The sequence below is a fragment of the Ohtaekwangia sp. genome (genome assembly GCF_036786105.1).
GTDB lineage: Bacteria > Bacteroidota > Bacteroidia > Cytophagales > Cyclobacteriaceae > Ohtaekwangia.
This window is the reverse complement of the sequence record NZ_DAIQRQ010000026.1, coordinates 1-15,709: the sequence shown is the minus strand read 5'-3', so window position 1 is coordinate 15,709 and position 15,709 is coordinate 1. Positions and strand designations below refer to the sequence as shown.

Here is a 15,709-nt window from a genome sequence, read left to right as displayed (position 1 = left end):
AAGATGTTCATGAACAGAATTGATTATGGTATTGCTATACTGCTGGTGCTGCTGTCGGTAGCCGGCAGAGCGCAGGATGCCGGCTGGATCATTGAATCAAAACCCATCGATCCGAATAAATATTACGGTGTTACGGTAGCCAACGGCATGGTAGGACTGGTTTCGTCTGCAGAGCCACTCAAGGTAAAAGATGTTATTCTCAATGGTGTGTATGATTACTATCAGCGCGGCCGTGTATCCAATATTCTCAAAACATTCAATCACATCAACATGAACCTGGATGTGGATGGCCAGCGTATCGGCGCTGCCGGCATCAGGAACTATCGCCAGGTGCTCGACATGAAAAAAGCGGAGCTCACCACCACTTTTGATGTTGGTGAGAAACTGAGTATAAAACATACCATCATGGCGTTGCAGCATTTGCCCTATACCGCCATGGCTATTGTAGAAATTAAAGCGAAGCGCGCAGTACGTGTTACGCCCATGAGCGTGATTGAGGCGCCCAATCATCTCACCGATGTTCACAACCTGTATAGCGAGATCGATCGTCCGCACGTAATGATACCCTTGCTTACTTCGGTGGGCAAAAGCCCTTCGGGTAAACATACCGTAGCCGTAAGCAACAGCATTATTTTTCAGGAACCCCATGGACAAGAGCCCGATCTTATTCACGAAGACTGGGACTATACCATGCACCTGATGAAGTTCAACAAAGACCTGAAAGCAGGGGAGACCTATAGCTTTAGCGTAGTAGCATCGGCAACATCCACAGAGCATTATCAGGATCCGTTGAATGAAGCGGAGCGTCTTACCATTTTCGCCAGGCTGGAAGGTACACAACGTCTGCTGCAACGACATGAAACCGCCTGGGAAGAAAAATGGAAGAGCGACATTGTTGTGGATGGCGACATACAGGCGCAGAAAGATATACGCTTTGCACTGTATCATCTATATTCCTTTGCGCGTGCGGGCACAGCCTATAGTTTATCACCCATGGGACTTTCAGGCCTCGGCTACAACGGCCACGTGTTCTGGGATACCGAGCTATGGATGTACCCGCCACTGTTGGTATTACAACCTGAAGTAGCGAAGTCGTTGCTTGAATATCGCTATCAGCGACTGGAGGCTGCGAAGCAAAATGCATTCTCGCATGGATACAGGGGTGCCATGTTTCCGTGGGAATCATCGGATGGAGGAAATGAAGATACACCGGTGTGGGCACTCACGGGTCCGTTTCAGCATCACATTACCGGCTGTGTAGGATGGGCCTTCTGGAAATATTACCAGGTAACAAAAGATAGAGTATGGCTGCGCGAACGCGGCTACCCGGTGCTGAAAGAAGTAGCCGATTTCTGGGCGAGTCGTGTGGAGCGCAAAGGTGCTGGCCGCTATGAAATCAACAACGTGATTGGTGCCAACGAATGGCAGGAGAATATTGATAACAATGCATTTACCAACGGTATGGCTATTACTGCATTGCGTTATGCCACGCAGGCCGCGAAAGAACTGGGGCTCACACCGGATGCTGACTGGGAACAGGTGGCCAGCAATATACCCATCCTGAAATTTCCGGATGGCACTACAAAAGAAAACGCTGCTTACAACGGTGTGGATATCAAACAGGCCGATGTAAATCTGCTGGCGTATCCATTACAATTGATCACCGATCGGGCACAAGTCGAGAAAGACCTCCGGTATTATGAGCCGCGCATGTCACCGCAAGGTCCGGCCATGGGTAATTCTGTATTGGCCACACTGTATTCGCGCCTTGGCAATCCGGAAAAAGCATATGAGCTTTTTGTGCGCACCTACAAGCCCAACGAGGTGCCGCCTTTTGGTGTGCTGGCCGAAACAGCCGGAGGCACCAATCCTTACTTTGCCACAGGCGCAGGAGGAATGCTGCAAGCGGTAATTTTTGGCTTTGGCGGACTCAGTATTACCGATGCAGGTATTTTGCAGGACGCGAAACCGCTTCCTGCAAAATGGAAATCTGTGCAATTGAAAGGTGTTGGTGTGGAAAAGAAAAATTATATTGTCCGGCAGGGAAATTAAATCTTCCTCCTAATTTTGATGATACTCTAATCCTTGAAGTCTATGAAATTTTTTAATGTGAAGATTGCGGTGATGTGCCTGCTGCTCGCATCGTGTTCTTCGGATGAGTGGCGAACGAAAGTGCAGAACCCGGATTATCTCCATCGTTCCATAAAACAGGTAACCGATGTTATTGTTCACGATATATTTTCACCGCCGGTAGCGAGCCGCATATATACCTATATCAGTGTAGCAGGATATGAAGCTGCGCGTCATCAGGATCCTGACTGTATATCGCTTGCGGGGCAATTGCACGGCCTTCAATCAGTGCCTGAACCCGAAGCCGGCAAAGAGTATTGTTACCCGCTTGCCGCGGTGCAGGCTACATTAAAGGTGGGCAGAACGCTGGTGTTCTCGGAAGACAAGATGGACGTTTTCTATGGAGGCATCATGCAGGAGTTCAAAGACACCGGTATGCCGGATGATGTATTCGAACGCTCCGTGGCGTATGGCTCGCAAGTGGCCGACCATATACTGGCATGGTCGCAAAAGGATAATTACAAGCAGTCGCGCTCCGCGCCGAAATATACTATACTGGACGATCCGGCTACGTGGAAGCCAACTCCGCCTGCGTATATGGATGCCGTTGAGCCGCACTGGAATTCCATCCGCACATTTGCTATCGATTCGGCAGGACAGTTCAAACCTGCCCGGCCAACACCTTTCTCTATCGACACAACCAGTCAGTTCTATAAAGAAGCGTATGAAGTATATGAAACCGGTGTAAAGATGACTGAAGAGCAACGCCGCATCGCTTCGTTCTGGGATTGCAATCCGTTTGTGATGAATGTGAAGGGACACGTAATGTTTGCTACCAAGAAAATTTCTCCCGGTGGTCACTGGATGAACATTACCCATGTAGCCTGTCGCAAAGCAAATGCTGATTTCGTAAAATGTTCCGAAGCGTATGCCCGTGTAGCGTTGGCACTCGTAGATGGATTTATATCCTGCTGGGATGAAAAATACAGAAGCCGCCTCATCCGCCCGGAGACCTATATCAATCAGTATATTGATGAGAACTGGACACCGCTGTTGCAAACGCCTCCGTTTCCGGAATATACCAGCGGCCACAGTGTAATCTCCGGAGCATCCGCAGTTATTCTTACCAAATTGTTCGGCGATAACTTTACATTCACCGATTCTACCGAGATCGAGTTTGGGTTAACAGCGCGTACATTCAAGTCGTTCATTCATGCATCGGAAGAAGCTGCCGTGAGCCGCTTGTACGGTGGTATACATTATCGCCCCGCCATCGAAAATGGTATGATTGAAGGAAGAGCCGTAGGTACGTTCATCAACGAACATGTAAAAACACGCAAGGAAGATGACGCAGCGAAACCGGTGGCGAGTAAATAGCTCTAAAGCATAAGCTGAAAGCATAAAGCTGAAAGCTAAAAGTACAAAGCCCGGTAACACAAGTATCGCCGATGTATTCAGCCTTTTACGTTGAACCTTAAACCTTGAACAACAAACTTTTAACTTTCTGCTTTCAGCTTTTTGCTCTAAACTTTGCCTCAACTTATGACGCCCTACTTTGCCGAGTTTTTTGGAACCATGCTGCTCATTTTACTGGGCGAAGGTTCTGTTGCTGCCACCTTGTTAAAAAATTCAAAATCAGAAAATGCAGGTTGGTTCGCCCTCGTAATAGCATGGGGGCTTGCTGTTACCATTGCAGTGTATGCTGTAGGCAGCATCAGCGGTGCACATCTTAATCCGGCTATAACACTGGCCTTGTTTGTTTCGGGAGATTTTCCTGCCGATCAAGTGGCAGGGTATATCATTGCACAATTTGCCGGCGCGTTTACGGGTGCTGTACTCGTGTGGCTGCATTACCTGCCGCATTGGAGCAAAACGGATAGTGCTTCCAAAAAGCTCGCGGTGTTCTGCACATCGCCCGCTATACGTACGGTTCCCGGCAACCTGATCAGCGAGATTATCGGTACACTCGTGCTGGTGCTGGCTGTACTGATTATTGGTGCCAACGAATTTGCCGCCGGGTTGAATCCGCTCATTGTAGGTGCTTTGATCGTCTCCATTGGCTTGAGCCTCGGAGGCACTACCGGTTTTGCCATTAACCCGGCACGTGACCTGGCACCACGACTCGCGCATGCTATACTTCCCATTCCCGGCAAAGGATCGTCAGACTGGGCCTATAGCTGGATACCCGTGGTGGGTCCTATTGTAGGCGGTATACTGGGAGCGTGGTTGTTCAAGGCCTTGTTCGGACATTAATGCGCTATACCGCGAAGTATATATAGCGCATGATCCGGGAAATCACGGTAAAGTCGGTTCTCAATAAAAAGAAGCAACGCGATAGTTGGTTTCTGGATGACTATACGCTCAATCCATACGAAGGCTGCAGTTTCAATTGTCAGTATTGCTACGTGCGCGGCAGCAAGTATGGCGAGAACATGGCAGAGACACTTGCAGTAAAGATCAATGCCTGCGAAGTACTCGATCGCCAACTGGCGTTTCGTGTTAAAAAAGATCAGCGCGGTATCATTGCACTCGCTTCGGCTACCGACCCCTATATTCGCATCGAAGAGAAGCTGCGCATGACGGAAGGTTTTCTGAAGCTCATCCTCAAACATCGCTTCCCGGTATTGATGATCACCAAGTCGGATATGATTGTGCGTGATCTGGCACTACTGAAAGAAATTGATACAGCCGCTATACATGCCGCAGATTTACGCGATACCTTCCATCGGGGAACCATTGTGTCTTTCTCGTTCTCCACGTTGGATGAATCCATCGCAGCCACACTCGAACCCGGAGCGCCTTCTCCTCAAAAACGATTGGAGGCCATGCAGCGATGCCGTGAAGCCGGTTTGATGACCGGTGTGAATTGCATTCCCACACTGCCATTTCTTTCCGACAGCGATGAAGAGCTGGAACACATGATCGTATCCGCGAAAGCGCACGGTGCCGAATATATACTCATCGGCGGACTCACCCTGTTCGGAGACGGCCCGGCCGATAGCAAAACGTTGTATTACAAGTTCCTGCAGCGCTATAGCCCCGCACATATCGCTGACTATAAACGACTTTACCGCATATTCCATGCACCATCACCCGATTATCTCCGCAATCTTCAAACACGCGCGGCCCAACTTTGTTTAAAACATGGTATTCGCAATCAACTTGTATAGAAAGTTTTTTGCCGATACAGCTACCTTCTTTTACATCGTATCTCTATCTTTCAAACGGTTAACCGTTACAGGTTAATAGTTATCAGTTAATACACGCTGGTAGCGGGTAGCTGGTAACACGAAGCCATTTTAAATAATGAAGAAGGAACATCCATCAACGAATGTTGAAGTAAAAAGGCACACGATCAACCCACACGTACATCTCTAGCAGCCAGCAGCTTGTAGCTAGCAGCTTACTAAAGACAACAGCATGCGAACACTACTCTTCATTTTCGGTATAATCATACTCATCGGAGCAGAAATACTCCGGGTATATTTCATTATGCCGTTTCCGGGAAGTCAGCAGGCCGAGACGATCGAGATCGCTTACTTCCTGCATCGCTATATTAACCTGTTTAGATTGTTGGGGTTTGCGCTGGTGGCCTATCCGTTTATATACTATTTCCGGTCGGGTACGCTGGGCGCGCGCGTTACGGTGTCTTTGTTCCTGGTAGTATATTTAGTGGTATTTTATCTTTTCAATTTCAGGTTTCTGGCGGAGAAAATGTTCTATCAGCCATCACATAAAGTTTTTGCAACGCGTGACGCCAGCAAGATCCCTACATCCAACCTCATTATCGGTATAACGCTCGATGGTGTGTCCAAAGCATATCCGATACAATTGATCGGCTATCACCACCAGGTGCGCGATACCATCGGTAATACTCCTGTGATGATTACCTATTGCACCGTGTGCCGTACGGGACGTGTATATAGTCCGTTGGTGGAAGGTAAAGATGAACAGTTCAGATTGGTAGGGATGGATCATTTCAATGCGATGTTTGAAGATGCCAACACCGGCAGCTGGTGGCGCCAGGTAAATGGTGAAGCCATAACAGGGCCGATGCGCGGAAAGATGCTGAAAGAAATACCGGCAGAGCAAATGCAACTGGGCGCCTGGCTCGCGCTACACCCCACATCGCTCATTATGCAACCGGATCAGGATTTTCAGGAAGAGTATGATGGCCTGAAGAACTATGACAAAGGCAAAGGTAAAAGTCACCTTACCCGTGCTGACTCACTTTCGTGGAAAGACAAGTCGTGGGTAGTAGGTGTGCAACGCGGTATGCATGCGCGGGCTTACGACTGGAATGACCTGTTGCAACATTCAGTATTGCAGGATACATTGGCCGGCACTTCGCTGCTGATCACACTGGAAAATGACAGTGCTTCCTTTCATGTATTTGATCGCGATACGCTGCGCTTTACATTCGACCCGGCAACGCATAGCCTGAGCGATGTGCAAACCGCATCGCACTGGAATTTGCAGGGACAATGCACCGAAGGAACCTTGAAAGATAAACAACTGCCGGTAGTACAGTCGTACCAGGAATTCTGGCATTCGTGGCGCACCTTCAGGCCGCAAACAACGGCCTATAAAGTGACGGGCAAACCTTGAAGAAATTTGTAATAAGAGTAAATTGAAGTATAGATTTTTATGACACACACGAAGAGCGCCTTTGACAAGAACAATCTTTGGGGAGTAGACTTGGGCGGAACGAAAATAGAGGGAGTTATACTGAAGTCGGCAGAAGACCCGCAGGTATTGTTCCGCGATCGTGTTCCAACCGAGGCAGACCAGGGATATGAACATATTCTGAGCCAGGTAAAGAAGCTCATTGAAATCATGGAGAAGGCTGCGGGCTATCGGGCGGAGACCATTGGTTTTGCTACACCCGGCACGCTTGACCCCAGGCGCGGTGTCATGAAGAACTGCAACACCGTGGCCATGAATGGCAAGCCCATGAAGACCGATCTTGAAAAGATACTTAACCTGAAAGCTGAGATGGCCAACGATGCCGATTGTTTTGCACTGGCAGAGACACGCTTTGGTGTGGTAAAGGAACGCTTCCCTAATGCGCGCGTGGTGTTCGGTGTAATCATGGGCACCGGTGTAGGGGGAGGTATAGTAGTAGATGGAAGAGCTATCGTGGGTTTGCAAGGTATAGCAGGTGAGTGGGGACATAATTTTCTGGATGAATCAGGCGGACCATGTTACTGTGGTAAATCCGGCTGCGTAGAAAATGTTATATCCGGCCCTGCCTTGCAGAAATATTATTTCAAGGAAACCGGTAACAACAAGCCGCTGAAAGATATTGTAGCGCTGGCCGAATCGAAAGTTGATCCTACAGCCCAGAAGACGATGCTGCGGTTGATTGAGTTCTTCGGCAAAGCACTGAGTGTGATCATCAATATACTCGACCCCGATGTGATTGTGATTGGCGGAGGAGTAGGGAATATAGATCTCCTGTACGATCGCGGTGTTGACTCTGTGAAGAAGTATGTCTTCAACGACAGACTGGATACACCCATCGTGCGTCCGTCACTGGGCGACAGTGCTGGTGTATTCGGGGCGGCATTCCTGGTAGCAGGACCTTTACAACATGCATAAAAATCTCGATCTATACACTATACTGTGCACCGTAACCCCGGCAAAAATCTTATGTACTAAAAGCAAAAGTTTATGAAGCGAATTGCAATACTTGGACCTATACCCCGCGATCATATAGTTACACATCAGGGTGACCTGATACAGAAGTGGGGTTGCGTCACGCATCCGGTTATTGCACTGTCGATCATGGCCGGGGAGCAAATCGAAATTATACCGGTAAGTCACTTGCGACAGGTTGATCTCGACAACGTGGTTGAAGTGTTTAACGGTTACCAGGGTATCAACCTGAAACACATCACCACGCGTTACGATCAGGGCGACATCATCAGTCTCAAGTTCATTGATATGAACAACCGGCTGGAGCGGCAAACAGGTTTTATGGACCCGATCACTCCGGAAGATGTTAAGAAGCTGATTGACTGCGAGGTGTTTGTATTTATACCGATCAGCGATTACGAGATCTCGCTCGAAACATTGAAGTACCTCAAGAAAAAAAGTAAAGGAACGATCATCTTCGATGCACATGGTCCTACCACAGCATGCCTCATCAATGGTGAGCGTATGCGCAAGTTCTGGATCGACCGCGATCAGTGGCTTCCCTATATCGATGTATTGAAGATGAATCTTGAAGAAGCACATGCTTCATGGTTCAAGAAAGAATACGAGAGCCAGGATTTCTCCGAGACACCAGATGTAGATCGTGACAACCTGCGCGAGTTTGCCACGCATTGCCTCGACCAGGGTGTAAAATGTGTTTACATTACGGTTGATTCACGGGGCTGCCTGGTATATTATAAAGTTCGCGGCAAGCTTCATGAAGAAATGGTGCCGGCTGTAAAAGTGGAAAATGTAATTGATACCACCGGCTGTGGCGATTCATTTGCAGGTGGCCTCGGTTTCGGCCTGTTGCAAAAGCCCCGCGACTATATCGGTGCGGCACGCTATGGCAATACACTCGGCGCATTGCGCACACAGGGAAAAACATTTGCCGTTTTTAAAACACTGGAAGAAACCAACCAGATCATTCGCGAAACCTATAGTGGATGATTCACACGCACACCATCTTGTAATCCTAACCCCCTGCAATTGATTAAAGCAATAATATTCGACCTTGACGGAGTAATTGTTGATACCGCGCGGTATCACTTTCTGGCCTGGAAACGATTAGCGGACGAACTGGGTATACCGTTCACCGAAACAGACAACGAGCGCCTCAAAGGCGTGAGCCGCATGCGTTCGATGGAAATTCTCCTGGAGATAGGAGGTATAACGATGAGCGAGACAGAAAAGGAGAAACTGGCCAACAGGAAGAATACATGGTTTGTGGATTATGTGGAGCGCATGCTTCCGGAAGAGATATACCCGGGCGTAAAACCGCTCCTTGAAAAACTCAGGCAGCGCGGTATACAGGTAGCACTGGCATCCAGCAGTAAGAACGCCAAAACGGTAATTCAGCTGCTGCATATACAGGAGCTTTTTGAAGTGGTGGTAGATGGAACGATGATCGTTCATTCAAAACCCGACCCCGAGATATTTTTACTCGCGGCTATGCGCCTGGGTATACCACCCAAAGAATGCCTGGTGGTAGAAGACGCAGAAGCCGGTGTTGAAGCGGCCCACGCTGCAGGCATGCGCTGCCTCGGTATAGGCTCGCCGGAACAATTGTTTAAAGCCGAAAAAGTAATTTCGAAAACCGGAGACTTTACCATGGAAATGCTGCACGAAATAGAGGAGAAGGATAAGATTGGAAAATTAGAAGATTGAAAGATTTTGAAAATCGAATATATATCAACAACTATACTGAACTTTGAACTTTAAACTTTGAACCTTAAACCTTAAACTTTAAGCTTCAACTTTGAACATAAAACAACCAAGCACTATAGCATGAAAGAATATTTGAAGCACCACGAATGGGAGATCATCGAAGAAGGATTGGATCCGCATTACAATAAAATTTCAGAAAGTGTATTCAGTATAGGGAACGGCCGCATGGGGCAACGCGCTAACTTTGAAGAAGAGTATACAGGCGAGACGTTGCGGGGCAGTTATGTAGCCGGAGTATACTATCCCGATAAAACACGGGTAGGCTGGTGGAAGAATGGCTACCCGGAATATTTTGCAAAAGTATTAAATGCACCGAACTGGATCGGCATACATGTAAGCATCGATAACCAGAAGCTTGATCTTGCCAAGTGCAAGGTAGAAGACTTCAGACGCGTGCTCGACATGCGCAGAGGATTACTCTCCCGCAGCTTTGTCGCAGCATTGGGCGATGGTAAAAAATTACGCGTAGAGTCCAAACGATTTTGCAGTATGGCCAATGGTGAACTGGGTGCAATTCGCTATGCCATTACACCCATCAACTTTACCGCGAAAGCACTGCTGTCAATTTATGTGGATGCAGATGTGGTAAATAAAGATTCCAACTACGATGAGAAGTTCTGGGAAGAAGTATATAAAGAAGCTTCTGAAGGAAAGGCGATCGTAACGGCACAAACCAAGAAAACATTTTTTCATGTAACCACGGGCATGCGCTACGTGGTGGAGACTGATGGCAAGAAAGCAGCCATCGATCGCATCAACCTCGAGCAACGCGAGAAGTTTGCAGGAAATATAGTGCAGGTAGAACTGAAGGAAGGCAAGGAGACTGCGATCTATAAATATGCGGCAGTACTTTCATCCGAGAATCATGCGAAAGATCAATTGGTAAAAGCCTGCAACCTGGTGCTTGATAATGCGATATCTGCCGGGTTCAACACATTGCTGGAAGAACATGCCAAAGTATGGGAACACAAGTGGGAGGAATGTGATATTACCATTGAAGGAGATATAGCGGCCCAGCAGGGTATACGCTTCAATATATTCCAGTTAACACAGACGTATACCGGTGAAGATGAACGACTGAACATCGGCCCGAAGGGATTTACCGGAGAGAAATATGGTGGCAGTACCTATTGGGATACAGAAGCGTATTGCCTGCCCTTCTACCTGAGCACAGCGGAGCCGAAAGTTGCCAGAAACCTCCTGATATATCGTTATAAACACCTGGATAAAGCGATTGAGAATGCAAAGAAACTGGGCTTCAAAGATGGCGCTGCATTCTATCCGTTTGTTACCATGAACGGTGAAGAGTGCCATAACGAATGGGAGATCACCTTCGAAGAGATACACCGCACCAGTGCCATGGCGTATGCCATGCGCGACTACATTGAATATACAGACGACAAAGCGTACCTCTCGGAGTATGGCCTGGAAGTATTGATCGGTATAGCACGCTATTGGTCACAGCGGGTAAATTTCTCGGCAGAGAAAAACAAGTTTGTGGTGCTCGGTGTTACCGGCCCGAACGAGTATGAGAACAACGTAAACAACAACTGGTATACCAACTACCTCGGCGCCTGGACACTGCGCTTTACACAGCAGGCTGTTGACTATGTGAAGTCAGCCGATATGAAGCGCTTCAACGAGATAGTTTCGAAAACAAACTTCCGCGAAGAAGAAGAAACCAGCCGCTGGAAAGAGATTGTAGAGAAGATGTACTACCCGATGGACGAGAAGCGGGGCATCATTCTGCAGCAGGATGGCTTCATGGATAAGGAAATATTGCGCGTAAGCGAGCTGAAAAAAGAAGACCGCCCGTTGAACCAGAAATGGTCGTGGGATAGAATACTCCGTTCGTGCTTCATCAAGCAAGCCGATGTACTGCAGGGTATATATTTGTTCGAAGACGACTTTGACATCGAAACGATTCGTAAGAACTACGATTTCTACGAGCCCCTTACCGTGCATGAGTCATCGCTGTCGCCCTGTGTACACGTAATACTTGCTTCCAAGCTCGGCTACAAATCCAACGCTTACGATCTATACCTGCGCACCGCCCGCCTTGATCTTGATGACTATAACAACGATACGGAGGAAGGATGCCACATCACGTCTATGGCCGGTACATGGATGAGCGTGGTAAAAGGTTTTGGCGGTATGCGTGTGCGCAACGGTAAACTATATTTCAACCCGTTCATACCCGATCAATGGAAGTCGTATTCATTCCGCATTGAGTTCCGCGGCCGTGTGCTGAAGATCAAGATAAGTAAAGAGGGCGTGGAGACGAAGCTCGAATCTGGCGCTCCATTGGAGATCGATGTGAAAGGGGAGACCGTGCAGTTAAAATAGTATAGCAGTTGCAGCAACACTTTTTTCTGTGCTATTCTGCGAGTTCTGTGGGAATAAAATGCATTATTTCCCACAGATATAAATGCATTTAACTTTGTGCAGCTTGGTGTCTTCTTTGTGAGCCTTTGTGTTATAGGGATTTTAAAAATAAATACAGGAAAATTTCCCACAGAACTCACGGAATTACACAGATAACTAATAACGGATAACATGCAAACAACTACACCCGTTCTGATAAGGCATAGTTATTTATACGTTGTTGATAGCCGAAAAGAGTTGCTGTATGGACCAACAAAGACAAAAACAAATTGCAAAGGAATGGCATGAAGCTTTTGGTACAGAGGCTTTGAAATATAATTACGATAAATACCTGCACGATAATTTCGTGGCTGATTTTTTTGGAGGCAGCCAGGTGAATAAAATGAAGTACATGGAGGAAGACCAGCGATTCGCATCAGCTTTCACCAACAATCACATAACAGTGGTGGAACAAATTGCTGAAGATAACAAGGTTGTATCCATTATGACATGGACCGCTGTGCAGACCGGCGATCTGCCCGGTATTCCTGCAAGCGGTAAATCGTTTGAGATCAAAGGAATTGCGATTGATTATTTTAAAGATGGCAAGGTGATCAAACATTTTCCATTGTTTGATCAACTCAGCATGATGCAACAACTGGGAGCGATGAGCGAATCTGAAAAATGATAGCACCAATCATTTTCACTCACCGATTTTTAGCGTGCTTTATTCTCCTTGCATGCTATCCAGTTCTTCCTGTTTACGAATCATGGCTTCCTGCGTTGCCTGTAACTCTTCCAGGTTCTGGCGTAATTCTTCCTCGGTAGCGCGCATTTCTTCGGCCTGTCGCTGAGACGTTAAAAGCAGTTCGTGCATTTTCTCCGTGGTACGTACACTTTGTAACGCCGATGCTACAAATTCCCCTGCCTTTTCCAGGAATGAAATATGATGATCCTCAAATTTCTCAAGGCTTGCCAGTTCAATGATGGCTTCTATTTTGTCATTATACTTCATGGGCACAATTACCAGGCAACCAGGCGTTGCTTCGCCCATGCCCGATGTTATATAGGTATAACCTTGCGGTAACTTTGTGAGCAATGTTGTTTCACCTTCCAGGTAGGTCTGGCCGATAAGCCCTACACCAATTTCGATTCTGCGTTCAATAAATTTCTTTCGGTCAAATGCATAGGCGGCAGTCAGTTCCAGGAATGAACCAGACTCTTCTTCCCGTAACACGAACAAACCACCTTGCTGCGCACCCAGGTATTGAGTAAGAAACCGGATCACCTCATTCGATAGCTCAGTTAATTTGCTTTGATGGTTGCGTACTATTTCAGAAAATCTGGTAAGCCCTTCATTGGTCCACAACCTGCGCTCTTCTTCACGCTTCATCTGCTTAAGCTGCTCACGCATATTGGTGAGTCGTCCGGCAAGGCTGGTTTCGTTAAGCGCTTCGTTGTCAGTATTCAACCCCGTCCATTCGGCAGTGTATTTACCTTCGGATATATTTTCGATGAACTCACTGGCCTGCTGAAGATTTACAATGGAATTTTTGATTACATGCTTAGGGTCGTTGAAGACAAGGGGAGTACCTGAATTAAAAATATACTTCCGGTTATTTTCCTCCAGCTCCTTTAACAACAACAACCGCTGCTGCTCATCGCTTTGTATCTTGTAAACTACATACCCCAATGTAGGTAGGCCAATTAACAGAATAAATATTTGCAGGTATAGATTATTGTTTATGGCAGATCGATATTCGATGTTAGCTTCAGCCTTCAGCACCTTTTCATAATCCGAGATCTTTATCCCTATATCAATCCATTTCAAAAATACTTGCAGCCCCCTGTCCTCCTTCATCATTTCTTTGAATGTCTTCATACTGTCCAGGTCAGCTGTTTTTTTCATTTCCATAACAAAGTCCGCATAGTCGTGAAACGCTTTGTGTAAAACTTCTAGTTGTGCCACATCATAACGCTGACTATCCAGTGCTACTTTGAGGGTATCGAACCGTGGATCTACCTGTTGAACGGCTTCCAGGGCCGGACTAAGTATGTTTGCATCTTTTGTAACACCGTAGCCCCGTATGCCCATTTCAAGGTTGTGCAATAACACGACTACCAGTTGATCAACCTGAGAAGAGATTTTCTCTGAATTATGGATAATGGCAGCGTTCTTTATAATGATGTTTTTGTTATGATAAATCAACACCGCATTAACAATAAGGAGCAGCGACACAACCACGATTATCGCAACAATACTTTTCTTCCGGGCAAATGATAACAGTTTCATGAATATTTCAATCAATTATAAAATCAAAGAATAAATTATGGGGTGTTTTTTTTCAGTGTTGAGCGCCTGTGTCGGAATAATACTTGAATTCGCGATACAGAATTTTAATACGCCGCATCTGATATATACATCACAATTTTTTCAAGACAGAACTTCATCATGCAGCCTCGTAAGTTGTGTTCGGTTTCAACAGAGATAAGTATTGGCCAATCAGGTATATATCGATCTGCGCGCAAAGATATCTTGCAGCCGTCTTACCAAACGGTATTGATTAGTCGCATTAACAGGAGTAAAAGGTCTAATAAAGACGTGAAGGGGAGACAAAAAATAAGTCTGGGATGCTTAAAAAAGCAGAATCGAAAAATCTCCGCCAGACTGTGCATGACAGGTTAATCCAACTGCGATTAACAATTAACGGATATAACAATTAGCCGATAGCGCCGTATAGTATGATGAAGAGACAGATGCTCTATAGCTAGAGTATTTAAAAAAATATTCCCTTCCGGAAAATACATTATTCCGGTAATTGATGTGATCCTAAAAAGGCTTTAGCAGCTTAGTTTGTTGCTGATATTCGAAAAATGCGAGTAATAGGAATAGAGAGTTAAAGCTTAATCATTAACAAACTACTTCCTGGTGTACCGAGGCAAATTCTATAAACTCTCTCATAAGTAACATGACCTAAGCGACCCTTCTGCTAACAATTGACTTCATGTATTTGATCACCTCATTCTCATCAGAGAATTGGATGATTTCCTTAACATCACATTGCCCCATTTGCTTCACTTTGTTCGCACAGACCTTCGACATTATTTCTGCATGATCGATTAACTGAACATGATAAAGCTTTTCACCTTTGAGGTGTTGAATCATGCCCGGCAGTAATTTATGAACGATGAGCTTTTGACTTTCTGTTCCGAGGATTCCCATTTTTCGGATATCGGCAACAAACTTTTGTGTTTGCAAACTGGTAAATCCCGTTAGCATCGCATCTACAACAGGAATAAAATGTTTGTCGGATGGAATTTTCTTGAAATACTTTACCCACAGAGCATCCGTATTTTCATCGTAGTAAACGGAAACGAAGTCGGTTCTATAAAACTCTTTCATTATTTGTACAGTGTTCAGTTGCAAAATGGTTTACAAATATTATTATGATCTCATGAGCACGCGAACCGGTAAATCATGATGCCTTACAGGTATATGAAAATGCCAATAATTTGAGAAATCCTTGTACGCTCTTCCTTTTGCTAAAGGATTGATTCTTGCCTATATATATATATATGAATAGGCATACTATAGTAATGTTAAATCACCTGAATTTAGGTATATATTTTATCGGCCAGATTAAATACAGAAGTTTAAAAACTACAGACTGCTGATGCACTACATTCAACATTCGTTGGTCGATATTCCTTGTTCAATATTAAAAATCCAATTGTGCAGAAATCACAGGTAGAATCCCGTGTAAATCTGTCCCGTAGCGATAGGGATGTCGAAACAAAATGCATTTATTTCCCACATCCCGATGACTATCGGGAACAGAAAAATCACAGA

General features: G+C 46.0%; 12 protein-coding genes. 10 read left to right on the top strand and 2 right to left on the bottom strand.

Annotated elements, in window-relative coordinates; genetic code table 11:
* Positions 1–9 precede the first annotated feature (9 nt).
* The 10 genes from V7Q33_RS12530 (at position 10) to V7Q33_RS12485 (ending at position 12,547) form a co-directional block, all read left to right on the top strand.
* Positions 10–2,052 (top strand): glycoside hydrolase family 65 protein, encoded by a 2,043-nt coding sequence (locus tag V7Q33_RS12530; protein ID WP_333820047.1) that lies wholly within the window; start codon positions 10–12, stop codon positions 2,050–2,052.
* A gap of 42 nt (positions 2,053–2,094) precedes the next feature.
* Complete coding sequence (locus V7Q33_RS12525; RefSeq protein ID WP_331982296.1) at positions 2,095–3,447, top strand: vanadium-dependent haloperoxidase; 1,353 nt, start codon at positions 2,095–2,097, stop codon at positions 3,445–3,447.
* Positions 3,448–3,612: 165 nt separating this feature from the next.
* Positions 3,613–4,323: an MIP/aquaporin family protein gene (locus V7Q33_RS12520; protein WP_333820046.1), complete on the top strand. Its 711-nt coding sequence runs from the start codon at positions 3,613–3,615 to the stop codon at positions 4,321–4,323.
* A 29-nt stretch (positions 4,324–4,352) separates the two neighbouring features.
* Positions 4,353–5,240, top strand: a complete 888-nt coding sequence (locus V7Q33_RS12515; protein WP_333820045.1) for an SPL family radical SAM protein — start codon at positions 4,353–4,355, stop codon at positions 5,238–5,240.
* A gap of 250 nt (positions 5,241–5,490) precedes the next feature.
* Positions 5,491–6,678, top strand: a complete 1,188-nt coding sequence (locus V7Q33_RS12510; protein WP_333820044.1) for a DUF3179 domain-containing (seleno)protein — start codon at positions 5,491–5,493, stop codon at positions 6,676–6,678.
* Between the two features lie 39 nt (positions 6,679–6,717).
* The gene (locus V7Q33_RS12505; protein ID WP_331982286.1) at positions 6,718–7,671 is read left to right on the top strand and encodes an ROK family protein; all 954 of its coding nucleotides are present in this window, start codon (positions 6,718–6,720) and stop codon (positions 7,669–7,671) included.
* Between the two features lie 72 nt (positions 7,672–7,743).
* Positions 7,744–8,718, top strand: coding sequence for a carbohydrate kinase family protein (locus V7Q33_RS12500; RefSeq protein ID WP_331982283.1), 975 nt, complete (start codon positions 7,744–7,746; stop codon positions 8,716–8,718).
* Positions 8,719–8,757: 39 nt separating this feature from the next.
* A complete protein-coding gene (gene pgmB / locus V7Q33_RS12495) occupies positions 8,758–9,435 on the top strand; it encodes a beta-phosphoglucomutase (protein ID WP_333820043.1) in 678 nt (225 codons plus the stop codon).
* A 120-nt stretch (positions 9,436–9,555) separates the two neighbouring features.
* Complete coding sequence (locus tag V7Q33_RS12490) at positions 9,556–11,841, top strand: glycoside hydrolase family 65 protein (RefSeq protein WP_333820042.1); 2,286 nt, start codon at positions 9,556–9,558, stop codon at positions 11,839–11,841.
* Between the two features lie 283 nt (positions 11,842–12,124).
* Positions 12,125–12,547: an ester cyclase gene (locus tag V7Q33_RS12485; RefSeq protein ID WP_333820041.1), complete on the top strand. Its 423-nt coding sequence runs from the start codon at positions 12,125–12,127 to the stop codon at positions 12,545–12,547.
* A 39-nt stretch (positions 12,548–12,586) separates the two neighbouring features.
* Here V7Q33_RS12485 and V7Q33_RS12480 read toward each other — a convergent pair whose 3' ends face one another.
* Positions 12,587–14,152: a GAF domain-containing protein gene (locus V7Q33_RS12480; protein ID WP_331982272.1), complete on the bottom strand. Its 1,566-nt coding sequence runs from the start codon at positions 14,150–14,152 to the stop codon at positions 12,587–12,589.
* A 681-nt stretch (positions 14,153–14,833) separates the two neighbouring features.
* Complete coding sequence (locus V7Q33_RS12475; RefSeq protein ID WP_333820040.1) at positions 14,834–15,262, bottom strand: hypothetical protein; 429 nt, start codon at positions 15,260–15,262, stop codon at positions 14,834–14,836.
* Between the last annotated feature and the right edge of the window lie 447 nt (positions 15,263–15,709).

Excerpts from the sequence above, each read along its gene's own strand:
- V7Q33_RS12530 (WP_333820047.1), top strand. The coding sequence starts at position 10 with ATGAACAGAATTGATTATGGTATTGCTATACTGCTGGTGCTGCTGTCG.
- V7Q33_RS12525 (WP_331982296.1), top strand. The coding sequence starts at position 2,095 with ATGAAATTTTTTAATGTGAAGATTGCGGTGATGTGCCTGCTGCTCGCA.
- V7Q33_RS12520 (WP_333820046.1), top strand. The coding sequence starts at position 3,613 with ATGACGCCCTACTTTGCCGAGTTTTTTGGAACCATGCTGCTCATTTTA.
- V7Q33_RS12515 (WP_333820045.1), top strand. The coding sequence starts at position 4,353 with ATGATCCGGGAAATCACGGTAAAGTCGGTTCTCAATAAAAAGAAGCAA.
- V7Q33_RS12510 (WP_333820044.1), top strand. The coding sequence starts at position 5,491 with ATGCGAACACTACTCTTCATTTTCGGTATAATCATACTCATCGGAGCA.
- V7Q33_RS12505 (WP_331982286.1), top strand. The coding sequence starts at position 6,718 with ATGACACACACGAAGAGCGCCTTTGACAAGAACAATCTTTGGGGAGTA.
- V7Q33_RS12500 (WP_331982283.1), top strand. The coding sequence starts at position 7,744 with ATGAAGCGAATTGCAATACTTGGACCTATACCCCGCGATCATATAGTT.
- V7Q33_RS12490 (WP_333820042.1), top strand. The coding sequence starts at position 9,556 with ATGAAAGAATATTTGAAGCACCACGAATGGGAGATCATCGAAGAAGGA.
- V7Q33_RS12485 (WP_333820041.1), top strand. The coding sequence starts at position 12,125 with ATGGACCAACAAAGACAAAAACAAATTGCAAAGGAATGGCATGAAGCT.
- V7Q33_RS12480 (WP_331982272.1), bottom strand. The coding sequence starts at position 14,152 with ATGAAACTGTTATCATTTGCCCGGAAGAAAAGTATTGTTGCGATAATC.
- V7Q33_RS12475 (WP_333820040.1), bottom strand. The coding sequence starts at position 15,262 with ATGAAAGAGTTTTATAGAACCGACTTCGTTTCCGTTTACTACGATGAA.